Origin of the sequence: uncultured Limimaricola sp., assembly GCF_964022235.1 — a bacterium.
Taxonomy (GTDB): Bacteria; Pseudomonadota; Alphaproteobacteria; order Rhodobacterales; family Rhodobacteraceae; genus Limimaricola.
Genome location: NZ_CAXHZL010000011.1, coordinates 140103 through 155237, shown reverse-complemented (window position 1 = coordinate 155237; position 15135 = coordinate 140103). Strand labels below are relative to the sequence as shown.

The window sequence follows — 15135 nt, the reverse complement described above, 5'->3', positions numbered from 1 at the left end:
CTACCGGTCAGAACACGCTCAGTGAATTCCCTTCACCGATATGTGCAACAGCGCCACCGGACCGCCAAACCGCCGAAATCCAGATCCGCATCGCCATCATGAACCGCTTCTCGGCCCTCGGCAGGGCCGAGATCGAAGCCGTCCGCTGAAGAAAGGCGGGAAAGGGGGCAGTCATGCCCGAGGCTGCTTTGTGCAACATCGCCCCCCGCAGCGTCGCTTTGCTCCTGAGGCGGTCTGCCGCGCCTGCGAAAAGCAATGTCGGACCTGACCCATTACTGTGCCTTTCGGTCGCTTTTCGGTGCTCAGCCCATCCTGACCAACGAAAGCAGATTGCGAGTTTGGGCGAGGTTGTGCGGGTCCAAAGCGGCTTTGATCGAGAACCGACGTGGCGGCCGTGACAAAAAACTTCGCACCCAGGCGACCCATTCGATGCATGGGTCGTTGGGAGGGGATACACCCGACGCATGAACATCAGTCCCACAACATCGGCAGGCCCATGAGTTCCGGAATTTTCGCTCTTCTCGACGACGTCGCCCTGATCGCCCGAACCGCCGCGGCATCGCTCGATGATGTGGCCGCCGCCACGGTAAAGGCGGGCTCCAAATCCATGGGGATCGTCATCGACGACGCCGCCGTCACGCCCAAATACGTCCTCGGCTTCATGGCCGACCGGGAGCTGCCGATCATCCGCAAGATCGGCATCGGCTCGCTGCGCAACAAGCTGCTGGTGCTGCTGCCCGCGGCACTCGCATTGAGCTTCCTCGCACCTTGGGCGATCACGCCGCTGTTGATGCTGGGCGGGCTCTATCTCGCCTACGAGGGCGCCGAGAAGATCGCCGAGGTGCTGCTCGGGCATGGGCATGGCGCGGCGGACAAGGCGCCGCTCGACGAGGAGAGCACCGTCAAGGGCGCGATCCGCACGGATTTCATCCTTTCGGCCGAGATCATGGCGCTGACACTATCGACCGTGGCGGGCAAACCCTTCGTTACCCAAGCCGTGGTACTCGGGGTCGTCGGCGTGTTCATCACGTTCATCGTCTACGGCGCCGTCGCGATCATCGTGAAGGCCGACGATGTCGGCGCGGCGCTGGCGGCGCGCGGGCCGGACGGGTTTTTGCCAGCGTTCGGGCGGCTTTTGGTCAAGGGCATGCCCTATGTGCTCGATCTGCTGTCGATCGTCGGCACGGCGGCAATGCTTTGGGTGAGCGGCGGCATTCTGGTCCATGGTCTGGAAAACTACCATATTTCCGGGCCCGGTCATTTCATCGAAGCGGCCTCCGAATACGTGGCGCATAACGCGCCGCTCCTGACCGAGGTGCTCGGCTGGCTGACCGGTGCGGCGATGATGGGCGTGGTCGGTCTCGCCGTCGGGGCCGTGCTCGTCACGATCATGTCGGTGCTGCCCGTCAAGTCGAAGGCACACTGATCGGGCGGATCATCGCATGGGTTGCCGCGCGGGTGACCTTGAAAGACGACGGCCGGGAGCGATGTCCCGGCCGTTCGCATTCGGGCCTGCCAGTTCCAGCGTCGTGTTCGAGGCGATGGCGGTTGCCCGCCTCAGACCGAAACGCCGCGCACCAGCTCGTCGCGGCTTACCCCGTCACGGGTGCCGGTGAGCGTCACCTGACCGCGCCGCATCACCACGAAGCTGTCAGCCAGCTCATAGGCAAAGTCGAAGTACTGCTCGACCAGCACGATCGCCATGTCGCCCCGGTTGCGCAGCTTGGCGATGACCCGGCCGATCTGCTGGATGATGTTGGGCTGGATGCCCTCGGTCGGCTCGTCGAGCAGCAGCAGACGCGGCTTGAGGATCAGCGCGCGCGCGATCGAGAGCTGTTGTTGCTGGCCACCCGAAAGGTCGCCGCCGCGCCGGTGCTGCATCTGATGCAGCACGGGAAACAGATCAAAGATGTCGTCGGGCACCCGCCGCTCGGCGCGCGGCAGACCGGCAAAGGCGGTCTCGAGGTTTTCGCGCACGGTCAAGAGCGGAAACACCTCGCGCCCTTGGGGCACATAGCCCACGCCCGCCCGCGCCTTACCATGCGCCGACAAACCGCCGATGTCGTCGCCGTCAAGCGTTATGCGCCCCCGGCTGGCCGGGTGGCGGCCCGAGAGCGCCTTGAGCAGACTGGTCTTGCCGACACCGTTGGTGCCCATCACGCAGGTCACCTCTCCTGCCCGCGCGCTCATCGAGACGCCGTCGAGGATCTGGCTGTGGCCATAGTGAAGGTCGAGATCGGTCACGTCGAGCATGTCTATCGTCCCAGGTAGACGTCGATGACGTCGGGGTTGGAGGTCACGTGGTCGAGGCTGCCCTCGGCCAGCACCGCACCCTCGTGCAGCACCGTCACGCGGCAGTTCAGCCGCCGCACGAACTCCATGTCGTGCTCGACCACCACCACCGCGCGGGTCTTCGCGGCTTCGACGAGGATATCGGTGGTCTTCTCGCGCTCTTCGAGCGTCATGCCGGCGGCGGGTTCGTCCACGAGCAGCAGCCGCGGCTCCTGCGCCAGCAGCATGCCGATCTCGAGCCATTGCTTCTGGCCGTGGCTGAGCTCACCGGCCTTGCGCGCCAGATGCGCGGAGAGGCCGATCTTTTCGGCCAGCGCCTCGACGCGGGCGAGATCGCCCTTGTCGGGTCGGTAGAACAGCGCCGAGAACGGCCCACGCCGGTTCTTCAGCGACACGATCAGGTTCGACTGCACCGTCTGGTCCTCGAACACCGTGGGCCTCTGGAACTTGCGCCCGACGCCTTCGCGGGCGATGCGCGCCTCCGACAGCCCCAGGAGCGACAGCCCCTTTTCGCCCCAACTGATGCGGCCCTTGTCGGGCCGGGTCTTGCCGGTGACGATGTCCATGAAGGTGGTCTTGCCTGCCCCGTTCGGCCCGATCACGGCCCGAAGCTCGGCCTGTCCGATGCGGAACGACAAGTTGTTGATGGCGCGAAAGCCGTCAAAGCTCACCGAGACGCCGGACACTTCAAGAAGCGTGCTCATGCCTCTGCCTCCTCTTCGCGAAATGCACCCCTGTCGGGGCCGAGATCGGCACCGTGGCGCGCCGGCCTGCGGCGCTGGGTCCACAGATCGACCAGACCACCAAGCCCGCGCGGCGCGAACAGCGTTACGGCGACGAAGCTGAGGCCGAGGATCACCAACCACCAGTCAACCCAGACGATGCGCACAGGTCCAAGGCCGAGGTCGGGCAATTGCCCGGAGGTGAAGAAGGAGGACACGAGACTCACCACGATGGCACCGATCACCGCGCCATAGAGCCGCCCGCGCCCGCCGATCGCCACCCAGACCGCGAGGTAGATCGAGGCGATGGGCATCATCTCGGCCGGGTTCACGATGCCCGCCTGCGGATAATAGAGCGCGCCCGCGATGCCGGTGATCGCCGCCGAGAGGGTGAAGATGGCAAGTTTGAAGCCCTCGACCGGGTAGCCGAGGAACCGCACCCGCGCCTCGTTGTCACGGATACCGCGCAGGATCGCGCCGAACTTGCCCGACACCACCCAAGAACAGAGCACGTAGCCCAGACCCAAGGCCACGGCCGATCCCCACAGGAACCACAGCGCCACCTGCGCCTGCGGCACGTCACCCTGCCCCGGCAGGTTCTGCAGGCCCGACAGCCCGTTGTTGCCGCGCAATCCGCTGTCGTTCTGAAACAGGTAGAGCGCCAGCGCGAGGGTCATCGCCTGCGTCAGGATCGACAGGTAAACCCCGGTGACGCGGCTGCGGAATGCCAGCCAGCCGAAGACCAGCGCCAGCAGCGACGGCACCAGCACCACGAGGGCGAGCTGCGCCCAGAGACTGCCCGACAGGCTCCAGATCAGCGGAAAATCCGAGGAGCCGACGACGCCGAAGATCTGCCCGCCCACGGCGTCGCGGATCTCGTCCGGCGTCGGCGGGATCACCGATCCCGACAGGCTCTCGGCGACGATGGCTTCGGTCCGCGCCGTCATCAGCCACATGCCGATCATGTAGCCGCCAAGCGCGAAGAAGGCGATGTTGCCCAAGGACAGGATGCCCGCGTAACCCCAGACGAGGTCCATGGCGAGCGCCGCGAGCGCCAGACACAGCGTCATTCCAAGCGTTTTCACGAAGCTGGTCGAGAGCCCGCCGCCAGCCGCCTCCGACAGGATCGAGACGAGGAAGGTGACGAGGAGCAGCGCGCCCAGGACCACGGGGACCGAAGGATTGCGCTTGAGAAAGGAGCCGGTCATGGGGCCTCCGTTGGGTTCGAGGTGGAGGTCATGGTCAGTCTCCCGCCGCGCGGCCCCGGAGCGCGATGATGCCGCGCGGCCGGAACTGGATGAAGATGATCACGGCGACGATCATGTAGGTCTGCGCCGCCAGCGTGTTCGACGGGTTGAGCACCTCGATGCCCTTTTGCAGACCGCCGATCATCGCAGCCCCCGCAAGCGTGCCCCAGATGTTGCCGACGCCGCCCACGACCACGGTCATGAAGCTCTGCACGATGTAGTCGGCGCCCATCTCGGAGGTGACCTTGGCATAAAGCCCGATCGCCACGCCCGCGATCCCCGCGATGCCAGAGCCCAGCCCGAAGGTCAGCATGTTGACCCGGCCCGGATCGATGCCGACCGATCCGGCCATGCCGGGGTTCTGCGTCACGGCGCGGGTCTCGAGCCCCAACCGCGTGCGCTTCATCAAGAACAGGAAGAAGCCCAGGAACAGCAGGGCCAGCACGAAGATCGCGATGCGGATGTAGCTGATCCCCACCACGTCGTTGAGGACCCATGCGCCGCCGAGCCAATCGGGTGCGGTGAGCGGGCGGGCCTGCGTGCCGAAGATGATCTTGGCGAGCTGCTGCAGCGCGATCGAGATGCCGAAGGTCGCCAGCAGCGTCTCGAGCGGGCGGTGGTAGAGGTGCCGGATCACCAGCCGCTCCATCGCCACGCCGGCGGCAAAGGTCACCACAAAGGCCGCCGGAAGGGCGAGGACGATCGACAAGGTGCGGTCGGGCACGATCTGCTGGACGAGATAGGCGGTGTAGGCCCCCATCATGATGAACTCGCCATGCGCCATGTTGATCACGCCCATCACCCCAAAGGTGACGGCGAGGCCGATGGCGGCGAGAAAGTAGATCGAAGCGAGGCTCAGCGCGTCGAGCCCGATGTCCACGCCCCTCATCGCGCCGACGCGGATGCCGATCGAGGTGATCGCGGCCCGGGCGGCGTCGGTGACCGCCTCCGACGGCTCGGTATAGACGTCGAAGAAATCATGCGCCTCAAGCGTGGCCTCCACGTCGCTGTCCTCGACGCGCGGCGGTACCAGACCTTGGCCGGCCAATGCGTCATAGGCGCGGGCGCGGGCGGCGGGATCGCCGAGCGCGCCCAGAGGCACGCCACCGACCCGGCCCTCGGCCCGGTTGGCCTCGAGGGCTGCGCGAATGTCGGAGTTGGTAGGGCGCGCGGGTGCGAGGTCTTCCTCGACCAGCCGCGCATAGGCGGCGGTGATCGAAAGCCGCTCGCCTCCGGGTGACAGGGCGCGTGCGACGTTGCCCTCGGGCGTGGCACCCGCCGGCACCACGGCAAGGCGGGTGGCCAGAAGCGGGTTCAGGGCGGCGCGCACCTCGACGGCGGTGTCGGTAGACAGCGCCTCGATGGCGGCGACGCGCTCGGCCTCGTTTGCGCCGAAACGCATGGTCAACAGCCGCTCCAGCCGGATCTTGCGGGCGCGCAGGTCGGCGTCGTCCTCGGTCTCGATCGAGGCACGCAACGGCGCCAGAAGCTCGGGCTCGGGATCGCGCGAGATCGACACGAGCGCCTCGCGGCGGCGGCGCGGCTCGGGGTCGGAAAGCTGGAACTGCACCAAAGCGGTGCCGATCAGCGCGCGAATGCCGCTGTTGGGCTTGATCTGCTCCATCGCGTCGGTGTCCGCCGGGCCGGTCTCCTCGCCGGTGTCGACATCGACGAGGGTTTCGGCCCCGTCCCTTTCGATCACCCGCCAGAAGCGCCCTTCGGCATCGCGCCAGAGCGCCTTGTCTTGCCACGCCTGAAGCACCGGCTGGACGCGCTCCAGCCCGCTTGCGACGATGGCTTCGATCGCGGGCTGAATGGTGCGCCGCGAGCTTTGCTCGATCAGATCGCCCTGCTCTTGCAGCAGATCCTGCACCGGCCCCGCCTGCGCCAGCCCCGCGCCGAAGCTCAGCCACAGCGCCGCCAGCGCCGTCTTGAATATCCGTGTCATTGGTCCGCCCCCGTGGGTGGCCGAGGCGTGTTCCGCCCCGACCGGTCCGTCGTCAGTAGTTCGACTTGGTCTGCACGCAGGTCTCGGTCTCGGTGTTGTACATGCCGCAGCCGAGATCCTTCCAATCCGAGGTCAGAAGCGCGCTCTCGGGCAGGAAGTCGGTCCAGGCATCGCCGGGCACCGGGTCGGTCTGGGTCAGGATGTCGAACTGCCCGTCCTCGGTGATCTCGCCGATCAGCACCGGCTTGGTCAGGTGATGGTTCGGAAGCATCTCGGCCATCGAGCCGGTGAGGTTCGCGAAGGTCTGGCCGTACATCGCGTCCCGCACGGCATCGACCTCGGTGCTGCCGGCCTCTTCGACCGCCTGCGCCCACATGTTGAAGCCGATGTAATGGGCCTCCATGGGATCGTTGGTCACCCGCTCTTCGCCCATCTTTTCCTTCCACTTGGCGACGAAGGCCTCGTTCGCCTCGCCCTCGGCGGATTGGAAGTAGTTCCATGCCGCGAGATGGCCGACGAGGTTCGAGGTGTCGAGGCCCGAAAGCTCCTCCTCGCCCACCGAGAAGGCGATGACGGGGATGTCCTCGGCCGAAACGCCCTGTGCCGCCAGCTCCTTGTAGAAGCCGATGTTGGCGTCGCCGTTGATGGTCGAGATCACGCCCACCTTCTTGCCGTCGGCACCAAGGGCCACGACATCCGAGACGATCTTCGACCAGTCGGAATGGCCGAAGGGGGTGTAGTTGACGAAGATGTCGGCGTCGGCGACGCCCTGATCCTTGAGATAGGCCTCAAGGATGTTGTTGGTGGTGCGCGGATAGACGTAGTCGGTGCCCAGAAGCGCGAACTTCTCGACGCCCATTTCCTCGATCATGTAGTCCGTCGCCGGGATCGCCTGTTGGTTCGGCGCGGCGCCGGTATAAAACACGTTCTTCGAGGATTCCTCGCCCTCGTACTGGACCGGATAGAACAGCAGCCCGTTCAGCTCCTCGATCACTGGCAGCACCGACTTGCGCGACACGCTCGTCCAGTTGCCGAAGATCACGTCAACGTCGTGCACCGTCAAAAGCTCGCGCGCCTTTTCGGCGAAGAGCGGCCAGTCGGAGGCCGGGTCGACCACCACCGCTTCGAGATCGCAGCCCAGGAGGCCGCCCTTCTCATTCTGATCCTCGACCAGCATAAGGATCGTGTCCTTCAGCGTCGTCTCCGAGATCGCCATGGTGCCCGAGAGCGAATGCAGCACGCCCACCTTGATCGGGCAGGATGCCTCCTGTGCCGCGGCAGGGGCGCTCAGCGCGCCGATCGCGAGGAAGGCGGCCAGTGAAGTCGAAAGTCTGGTCATCTGTCGGTCTCCTGGCGGATACGGCGGGGCGGGGATTGCCTCTCGGCCCTGCGCGCCCTAGCTCGGTATCCGCAACTGTGTTGCATCCGGGGGGCGGCCGCCGCGAGGTCCAAGTCCAGTGGCCGTCTCCCTCCCGCCTGCCGGCCCTTCGGGGCGGATGGTCGGGATGGCTCACGGTTCCGTCAGAGCCGCCGTCGGCGCAATTCAGGCTGGATGCATTTTCGTCGCGCGGCGTGACTTGCCTGTTTCGGCGGCGCTTCGATGACGAGATGTCGCAAAATTGAGCGCCGCTGCTCGGGCTGCCGCCAATTGGAGCGTCACACCGGGCTGGCGCGGAAAGATCGGGCGGTGCACGCTTGGCGGCAGAGGGCCGGAACCGGGCCACGGGGTCGAGGTCGTGGACAGGAGTGCTACGGAGAGGTCGATGATCGCAGCGATGCCGCCGGACCCATCGGTAAACCGTGGCCACCTGCCCGGCTTTGACGCCGTGCCCCAACGGATGCCGCGCGGTTGAGCCGTCGGTTCTCGATTCCCCCCACGGATGCCCAAGCCGATGGCTTGCTGCGCGCCGCTCACGACGCGCTCTCCATCACCGCAACAGAGCTTCTGGGCAGAGCGTGCCAATTGGTCTGCATCGTGGCGCGCGGTGGTGACGAGACGTTGGCCTGCGGCGCGCTGCTCCACACAGCGGGTCGTGCGGGCGCCGGGATCGACGTGATCTGCCTCACCCAAGACGCGGCCCCACCTCTCAACGACCCCAAGCAGGAGGAAACCGCGCAGGCGCTGTCGCGGCTCGCTCCCGAGGCCCGGTTGCACTGGATCGGCGAGACCGCGGGCGACCTGCCCGCACGGGGCCGGCCCGCCGCGCGGCTTGCGGCCCGACTGCGGCCATTGATCCCCGCGCAGGCGCTGGTGTTATTGCCGTGGGAGGGCGAGCCGCTGGTGGATCTGCAGCGCGGGCATCACTTGGGCCGCGCGGCATTGCACGACGAACAGCGCGCGCTGTGCTATGCCGTCGAAGGCCGGTTCCGCACCGAGGCGGCGGTCCCACACGGCCTGCGGCTGCTGACGGCCCCGCCCCTCTCCATCGCGGCCAAGCGGCGCGCGATGGGCGCGCATCTGTCCCGCAGCGCCGACCTGGATGCAGATCCGGCTCCGGCCCTGATGATCGAGCACTTTTTGCAGCACCCCGAGCTTTATATTCTGGGCTGAGACGCGCCTAACCCTGCGCCGGGGCATCGCCCAAAAGTCGCCGATAATGCTTCTCCGGCACGCCGTAGAAATCCTGCGCCACGCGCCCGAGCCCCGCCCGGTTGCGGATCACCACGCATCCGCGCATCGCCCGCACTAGGCCCACCGCCTCCAGCTTGCCCAAGGCGAGGCTCACGCCCGAGCGCCGCACCCCCATCATCATCGCGAGATACTCATGCGTCAGCTCCAGCGTGTCACAGCCGATGCGGTCGTGGCACATCAGCAGCCAGCGCGCGAGACGCACCTCGATCGTGGCAGTCCCATAGGCCAGAGCGCTTTGGCTGAGCTGCACCATCATCGATTGCACGTATTGCAACAGCATGTCGCGCATCGAGCTATCATCGAGCTATCATCGAGCATGTTGCATAACGCGGCCGCGTCGATGCGCCAGCCCGCGCCCGCGATCTGCATCATCATGTCGTTGGCGGCCCGGTCGCCGTTGAGCACGAGCGTGTGGGCCGTCATGCCTTCGCGGCCCACCAGACCGGCTTCGACAGCCTGCCCGCCCGGCCCGGTTGCCACGACCGACACCACCCCCGAGACCGGGAACACCACCTGCGTGATCGCCTGACCGGCGTTCTCGATCCGCGTGCCCTGAGGGAGGTCGACATAATCTAGCAGGCCGTCGCACCGGATCGGGTGCGAGGGGTCGAGCCGTTCGATCAGGCGGTTTCCGTGACCCGGTGTCCTGCTGACGATGCCGCTGCCCCCCGTTGCGGTCGACCCGGCGCCGCGGGTTTCCGACGCGCCAAGCCTAGCACCGCCCGCCCCCGTCACCAACGCTCATGAGGAGATGTACCGAAACGTAACTCAACCCTAACCGTCCGTCGGGGCGGGGGTGCTCGGTGCGCCAGCGCGTTTCGGCGGCCCGCATCGCGCCGCGTCCCCATCCCGCGCGCGCATTGCCGGTGACGCCGGTGGCGCGCAGATGTCGCAAGAGCTGTTGCAGGTCGTCGAACGTCAGCACCTCCCGCCGGGTTTCGGCCATGCGCAGGTCGAGCCCCGCGGGCAAGAGCCCCGGCCAGTCGTCGGGATCGGCGTAAAAAAGCGGCGCAGGGGCCGCCAGCGCCGCCAGTTCCTCGAAATGACCACGCCCGAAGCCGCCGATCAGCATGCGCCCCCCCGGCGCGAGGTGCCGCGACAGCCGTGCCAACAATGCTGCGGGGTCGGCGACCCACTGGATCGTGGCCCCCGAGGCGATGAGATCGTATCGCCCCTCAAGCGGCAGATCCTCGACCGCACCGGGCCGGAACCCGGCGCGCAGTTCGGCAGGCAGATGCGCCGCCGCCTCCGGCAGCAGGTCGTTGGTTTCGAAGCGGTCGATGGCGAACCGCGCCCGCAGCGCATCCGTCAGCAGCCCGGTGCCACAGCCGAACTCGAAGGCGCGCGTGATCCGTGGCCCGACCCCATCCTCGACCAGCATCGCGGCCAGCCGCGCGGCGCTCGCGGCCTGCACCCGCGCCTCGGCGTGATAGCTCGGCAGGCCACGCCGAAAGGCGCGCGCCACGCGATCCTTGGCCGGGCTCACCCGATCACCTCGTCCCAGCGTTGCCAGAGCGCGAAGGGGCAATGGGCCGCGTCGATGACGCGCAGGGGCACGTCCGCGAAGGCCCGCCGCAGGTTGGTCTCGGGGAACACGTGGTCGCGCGCCGCGATCACCGCCGCATCCCAGTCGATGGCCGGTGCCGCCCCGCGCGCCGCCACCGCGTCGAGTTCACTGCGCAGGGCGGCGATGTCGGCCCCGACCACCGGCGGGGCCCCGGCCCGATCGAGAAAAGCGGCAAGTGTGGTTTGGTCGAGCCGGTCGCGGGTGCGCGCAAAGATCGCCGGAGGAATACCGAGATGGCGGTCCACCGGTGCGGGGCTGCCGCACAGCGCGACGCGGCGGTGAAATCGGGGCGACCGCCCAGCCTGCCAATGGGCATAGGCCGCGACGCCAAAGGACCATGCGACGAGGCTGCGGGTCGAATAGGCTTCGAGTGGCGGCAGATCGGTGCCGAGATCGCGCCCGTCGTCGCAGAACACCACGTCGCACCGGCCCGCAATATGCGCCAGCGGCCCCGCCCCGGCGGCCCAGCCGCCAAAGACGACGACCACCTCGGACGCATCGCTTGGCCCGGCCAGCCACCGCACCCGCATGCCGCTATAGCTCGCCCGCGAGGCGGATCATCGCGGCGCAGACGCGGGCGACCTCATCTCTGTTAAGAATGAAGGGTGGCATCGCATAGATGTTGCGCCCGAAGGGGCGCAGCCAGACCCCGGTGTCGCGAGAGATCGGATGCGCGGTGTCGGCGCTGACCTCGTGATCCATCTCGATCACGGCGATCGCCCCGAGCACCCGCACATCCGCGACGCCCGGCAGATCGCGCGCGGGCGCCAGCGCCCCTCGCATCTGCCGCGAGATGGCGGCGACGCGGTCGCGCCATGCGCCGTCGGCCAAAAGGTCAAGGCTGGCGCAGGCGGCGGCGCAGGCCAGCGGATTGCCCATGAAGGTCGGGCCGTGCATGAACAGCCCCGGCGTGCCCGAACCGATCATGCGCGCCACCTCGCCCGAGGCCATCACGGCGGCGAAGGACAGATGCCCGCCGGTCAGCGCCTTGCCCAGACACATGATGTCGGGGGCCACGCCCGCGAGATCGGCGGCGAACATCTCGCCGGTGCGGCCAAAGCCGGTGGCGATCTCGTCGAAGATGAGCAGGATGCCCAGTTCGTCGCACAGCCCGCGCGCCCGGCGCAGGTATTCGGGGTGGTAGAACCGCATGCCGCCCGCGCCTTGCACCATCGGCTCGAGGATCAACCCGGCGATGCTGTCGCCATGTTCGTGCAAGAGCCGCGACAGCGCCGCGATGCCGTTCGCCTCATCGTCCTCGGGCCAGTCCTCGCCCAACGCCACGGGCGGGCGCGGCGCGAAGTATTGGACGTTGAGCGCGCCCTCGAACAGGTGGTGCATCCCGTTCACCGGGTCGCAGACGCTCATCGCCTTCCAAGTGTCGCCATGATAGCCGCCGCGCGGTGTCGCAAAGCGAACGCGTCCGGGATAGCCTGCGGCGAGCTGGTGCTGCACCGCCATCTTCATCGCCACCTCGACCGCGACCGAGCCGCTGTCGCAGTAGAACACATGGTCGAGGCCTTTGGGCGTCATCGCCACCAGCCTGCGGCCCAGCTCGACCGCCGGAGCATGGGTCAGCCCACCGAACATGACATGCGGCAGGCGGTCGATCTGATCGTGCATCGCGCGCGTGATCGCCGGGTGGCGGTGGCCGTGGATGGTGCACCACCACGACGACATGGCGTCGATCATCCGTGTGCCGTCGCTGAGCGTGATCCAGGCCCCTTCGGCGCTTTCGACCATGTAGGTCGGCCCCGGGGCCATGACGTTGGTATAGGGATGCCAAAGATGATCGCGGTCGAACTCGGCGTCGGTCATGCGGCCTCCATCGCGGCGCGGATCGCGGAAATGTCGATGCCGCGAACCCCCTCGCGCAGCGTGTCGCGGTCAAGCGGGTCGAGCCGCTCGAGCCGACCCAGATGCGCCACCTCGCCCATTTCGGCGATGGTCCGCTCCACGCGCGGCGCGGCCTCGCCCACGAAGATCACGCCCGCGACCGGAACACCCGCCCCGCGCAGCGCCGCAAGCGAAAGCAGCGTGTGGTTGATCGTCCCCAGAGCCGTGCGTGCAACGAGCACCACCGGCGCGCGCCAGCGGGCAAAGAGATCGAGGAAAGTCGTGTCGTTGTCGAGCGGCACCATGACACCGCCCGCGCCCTCGACCACCAGCGGCCCGGAGGTTTCAGGCAGGCGCAGCGCGTGCACGTCGATTCGCACACCCTCGGCCTCGGCCGAGATATGCGGGCTTGCCGGCAGCGACAGGCGCACCGCCTCGGGCAGCACGCGCGCACCCGAAAGGCGCGCGACGATCTCGCTGTCGGTCTCTTCCTCAAGCCCGGATTGCACCGGCTTCCAGTACAGCGCGCCAAGCGCCTGCACGAGACCGGCGGACACCACGGTCTTGCCGATGCCGGTGTCGGTGCCGGTGACGACGATAGGGGTCATGCTGCGGCCTTTCGGATATCCGTGAGATCGGCAAGGAGCGCGTCGATCTCGTCGGTCGTGACATTGGGGGTGATCGAGATCCGAAGCCGCGCCGTGCCGCGCGGCACGGTTGGCGGTCGGATCGCGCGCACGTCGTGGCCGCGCGCCTGAAGCGCGTTTGCCAAGGCCAGTGCCTCGGCATCCTCGCCCACGATCACCGGCAGGATCTGCGTGTCGAAATCGCCAATCCCCGCTCGCCGGGCCGCGTCATGGGCATGGCGGATGCCGTGCCACGCCGTCTCGCGCAGGTCGGGCCGCTCGGCCATAAGCCGCAGCGCCGCGCGCACGACGGCGGCATCGAGCGGCGAAGGTGCGGTGGAGAATACGAAATTGCGCGCCCGGTTCACCAGAGTGTCGATCAGCACCGCATCGGCGCAGACCAGCCCGCCCGCGCCGCCGAGCGCCTTGCCGCAGGTGTGCAGCGTTACCACATCGACCGACGGGTCGAGCCCGTGCGCCCGGCCCTGCCCCCGGCGACCGTAAAGCCCGGTGGCATGCGCCTCGTCGACCACCAGCACCGCGCCGTCCTCGGCCGCAACGGCGGCGAGGTCATCGAGCGGCGCAAGGTCGCCCTCCATCGAATAGAGGCTCTCGCAAGCGATCCAGACCCGGCCCATGCCGCCCCGCGCGCGCCAGCCGCGCAGCGCGTCGCGCGCGGCGTCTGCGTCGTTGTGCGCGAAGCCAAGCGTTTCGGCCCGGCCAAGCCGCATCCCGTCATGCGCGCTGGCGTGGACCAGCGCGTCGTGCAACACCAGATCGCCCTGCATCGGCAGACTCGAGAAAATCGCCACGTTGCCCGGAAACCCCGCGCCCATGTAGAGTGCGGCAGGCGCGTCGAAGAACGCCGCCGCCTCGCGCTCCAGCGCCTCGTGCTCGGCATCGTTGCCGCGCAGCAGCCGCGAGCCGCCCGATCCCAGCGCGACGCCCCGGTCGAGCGCCTCCCGCGCGGCCACGCGCAAGAGATCGGAGCCCGCGAGCCCGAGGTAGTCGTTCGAGGAAAAATCCCGCCCCGCGCGGGGCATCAGCACCCGCCTGCGGCCGCGCGCTCCGAGCGCGTCGAGCGCCTCGGCGTGGCGCGCAAATCCGGGGCGGCCCCGTGAGGCCGCCGGGCTCATCGCGCCCCGGTCTCGCCAAGCTCCATCGGCTCGAGCCCGAGCCGACCGAACAGGACGCTGTCGCGATCCTCGCCGGGGTTCTGCGCGGTGAGCAGCACGTCGCCCGAGAAGATCGAGTTGGCGCCTGCAAAGAAACACAGCGCCTGCGTCTCCTCGCTCATCGCGGTGCGTCCGGCGGAGAGGCGCAGATGCGCTTTCGGCATCAGGATCCGCGCCAGAGCGATCACGCGGACGAAGTCGATCCCGTCCACCGGCTCGGCATCCGCCAGCGGCGTGTCGGGCATCGGCATCAGTTGGTTGATCGGCACGCTGTCGGGGTGCTCGGCCAGATTGGCCAGCGCCAGAAGCATGTCGATCCGGTCCATCTCGGTCTCGCCCATGCCGAGGATGCCGCCCGAGCAGACCTTGATCCCGGCCTCGCGCACGCGGTTCAGCGTGTCGATCCGGTCGGCGAAGGTGCGGGTGGTGATCACCTCGGGGTAATACCGCTCCGAGGTGTCGATGTTGTGGTTGTAATAGTCGAGCCCCGCGCCCTTGAGGCGGATCACCTGATCGTCCTCGAGCATGCCCAGCGTCATGCAGGTCTCCATGCCCATGGCGCGCACGCCCTCGACCATGGCGACGAGCTGGTCCATGTCGCGTTCCTTGGGCGAGCGCCAGGCCGCACCCATGCAAAAGCGGGTCGAGCCCTGCTCCTTGGCGCGGCGCGCCTCGGACAGCACGCGTTCGACCTCGATCAACTTGGAAGCCGGAAGATGCGAGCCGTTGCGCGCCGACTGGCTGCAATAGGCGCAATCCTCGGCGCAGCCGCCGGTCTTGATGTTGCTGAGCCGGCTGCGCTGGACCTTGTTGGGGTCGAAGTTCTGCCGGTGCACGGTCTGGGCTTGGAACAGCAGGTCGTTGAACGGCTGGTCGAAGAGCGCCTGCGCCTCGGCGCGGGTCCAGTCGTGGCGGATGATGCTGGCGTCGGTCAAGGCGTGTCCCGCTGTATCGGAAGTGTTGTCGACTTCTAGGCCGCCCGCGCCGACGGGTCAAACGGGTTCGACCTTACCCCCGGTTCGCGCAGGGGTGCCGAGGCGCGCCCGGGGGCCATGGGCAAGCGCGTATCGCTGCGCTAGCAATCGATCGG

15 protein-coding genes are annotated in these 15135 nt (G+C 67.9%); 2 read left to right on the top strand and 13 right to left on the bottom strand.

All coding sequences use genetic code 11. From position 1 onward, the window contains the following. The first annotated feature begins 496 nt into the window (after positions 1 to 496). Positions 497 to 1426 (top strand): DUF808 domain-containing protein, encoded by a 930-nt coding sequence (locus AADJ02_RS14320; protein ID WP_341213695.1) that lies wholly within the window; start codon positions 497 to 499, stop codon positions 1424 to 1426. 131 nt (positions 1427 to 1557) lie between these two features. On the opposite strand, the gene urtE is transcribed toward AADJ02_RS14320, so the two are convergent. Genes urtE through urtA form a run of 5 tightly spaced genes read right to left on the bottom strand, consistent with a single transcriptional unit; the run spans position 1558 to position 7548 of the window. After that, positions 1558 to 2253 (bottom strand): urea ABC transporter ATP-binding subunit UrtE, encoded by a 696-nt coding sequence (gene urtE / locus AADJ02_RS14315; RefSeq protein WP_341213694.1) that lies wholly within the window; start codon positions 2251 to 2253, stop codon positions 1558 to 1560. 2 nt (positions 2254 to 2255) lie between these two features. Then, entirely contained in the window at positions 2256 to 2996 is a 741-nt protein-coding gene (gene urtD / locus AADJ02_RS14310; RefSeq protein ID WP_341213693.1) for an urea ABC transporter ATP-binding protein UrtD, read from the bottom strand. Beyond that, on the bottom strand, positions 2993 to 4222 hold the full coding sequence (urtC, locus tag AADJ02_RS14305) for an urea ABC transporter permease subunit UrtC (RefSeq protein WP_341213692.1): 1230 nt from the start codon (positions 4220 to 4222) through the stop codon (positions 2993 to 2995). The genes urtD and urtC overlap by 4 nt, the downstream gene beginning before the upstream one ends. A 34-nt stretch (positions 4223 to 4256) precedes the next feature. Next, positions 4257 to 6209, bottom strand: a complete 1953-nt coding sequence (gene urtB / locus AADJ02_RS14300; protein ID WP_341213691.1) for an urea ABC transporter permease subunit UrtB — start codon at positions 6207 to 6209, stop codon at positions 4257 to 4259. A gap of 52 nt (positions 6210 to 6261) precedes the next feature. Next, positions 6262 to 7548, bottom strand: a complete 1287-nt coding sequence (urtA, locus tag AADJ02_RS14295) for an urea ABC transporter substrate-binding protein (RefSeq protein ID WP_341213690.1) — start codon at positions 7546 to 7548, stop codon at positions 6262 to 6264. A gap of 510 nt (positions 7549 to 8058) precedes the next feature. Between urtA and AADJ02_RS14290 the strand changes: the two genes are divergently transcribed. Next, positions 8059 to 8760, top strand: a complete 702-nt coding sequence (locus AADJ02_RS14290) for a hypothetical protein (protein ID WP_341213689.1) — start codon at positions 8059 to 8061, stop codon at positions 8758 to 8760. A 7-nt stretch (positions 8761 to 8767) separates the two neighbouring features. On the opposite strand, the gene AADJ02_RS14285 is transcribed toward AADJ02_RS14290, so the two are convergent. From AADJ02_RS14285 to bioB, 8 genes are read right to left on the bottom strand one after another with little or no spacing between them, the layout of a single operon-like run. Next, positions 8768 to 9130 (bottom strand): helix-turn-helix domain-containing protein, encoded by a 363-nt coding sequence (locus tag AADJ02_RS14285; protein WP_341213688.1) that lies wholly within the window; start codon positions 9128 to 9130, stop codon positions 8768 to 8770. Next, positions 9094 to 9576: a hypothetical protein gene (locus AADJ02_RS14280; protein ID WP_341213687.1), complete on the bottom strand. Its 483-nt coding sequence runs from the start codon at positions 9574 to 9576 to the stop codon at positions 9094 to 9096. Before AADJ02_RS14280 ends, AADJ02_RS14285 begins: the two co-directional genes overlap by 37 nt. Beyond that, positions 9554 to 10327 carry a methyltransferase domain-containing protein gene (locus AADJ02_RS14275; protein WP_341213686.1) on the bottom strand — a complete coding sequence of 258 codons (774 nt, stop codon included), beginning with the start codon at positions 10325 to 10327 and terminating at the stop codon, positions 9554 to 9556. The genes AADJ02_RS14280 and AADJ02_RS14275 overlap by 23 nt, the downstream gene beginning before the upstream one ends. Next, positions 10324 to 10938, bottom strand: a complete 615-nt coding sequence (locus AADJ02_RS14270) for a pimeloyl-ACP methyl esterase BioG family protein (RefSeq protein ID WP_341213685.1) — start codon at positions 10936 to 10938, stop codon at positions 10324 to 10326. The genes AADJ02_RS14275 and AADJ02_RS14270 overlap by 4 nt, the downstream gene beginning before the upstream one ends. Before the next feature lie 4 nt (positions 10939 to 10942). After that, entirely contained in the window at positions 10943 to 12226 is a 1284-nt protein-coding gene (gene bioA / locus AADJ02_RS14265; protein ID WP_341213684.1) for an adenosylmethionine--8-amino-7-oxononanoate transaminase, read from the bottom strand. After that, positions 12223 to 12852: a dethiobiotin synthase gene (gene bioD, locus AADJ02_RS14260; protein WP_341213683.1), complete on the bottom strand. Its 630-nt coding sequence runs from the start codon at positions 12850 to 12852 to the stop codon at positions 12223 to 12225. The genes bioA and bioD overlap by 4 nt, the downstream gene beginning before the upstream one ends. Next, positions 12849 to 14006: an 8-amino-7-oxononanoate synthase gene (locus tag AADJ02_RS14255; RefSeq protein ID WP_341213682.1), complete on the bottom strand. Its 1158-nt coding sequence runs from the start codon at positions 14004 to 14006 to the stop codon at positions 12849 to 12851. Before AADJ02_RS14255 ends, bioD begins: the two co-directional genes overlap by 4 nt. Next, positions 14003 to 14980 (bottom strand): biotin synthase BioB, encoded by a 978-nt coding sequence (gene bioB / locus AADJ02_RS14250; protein WP_341213681.1) that lies wholly within the window; start codon positions 14978 to 14980, stop codon positions 14003 to 14005. Before bioB ends, AADJ02_RS14255 begins: the two co-directional genes overlap by 4 nt. Positions 14981 to 15135: the final 155 nt, after the last annotated feature.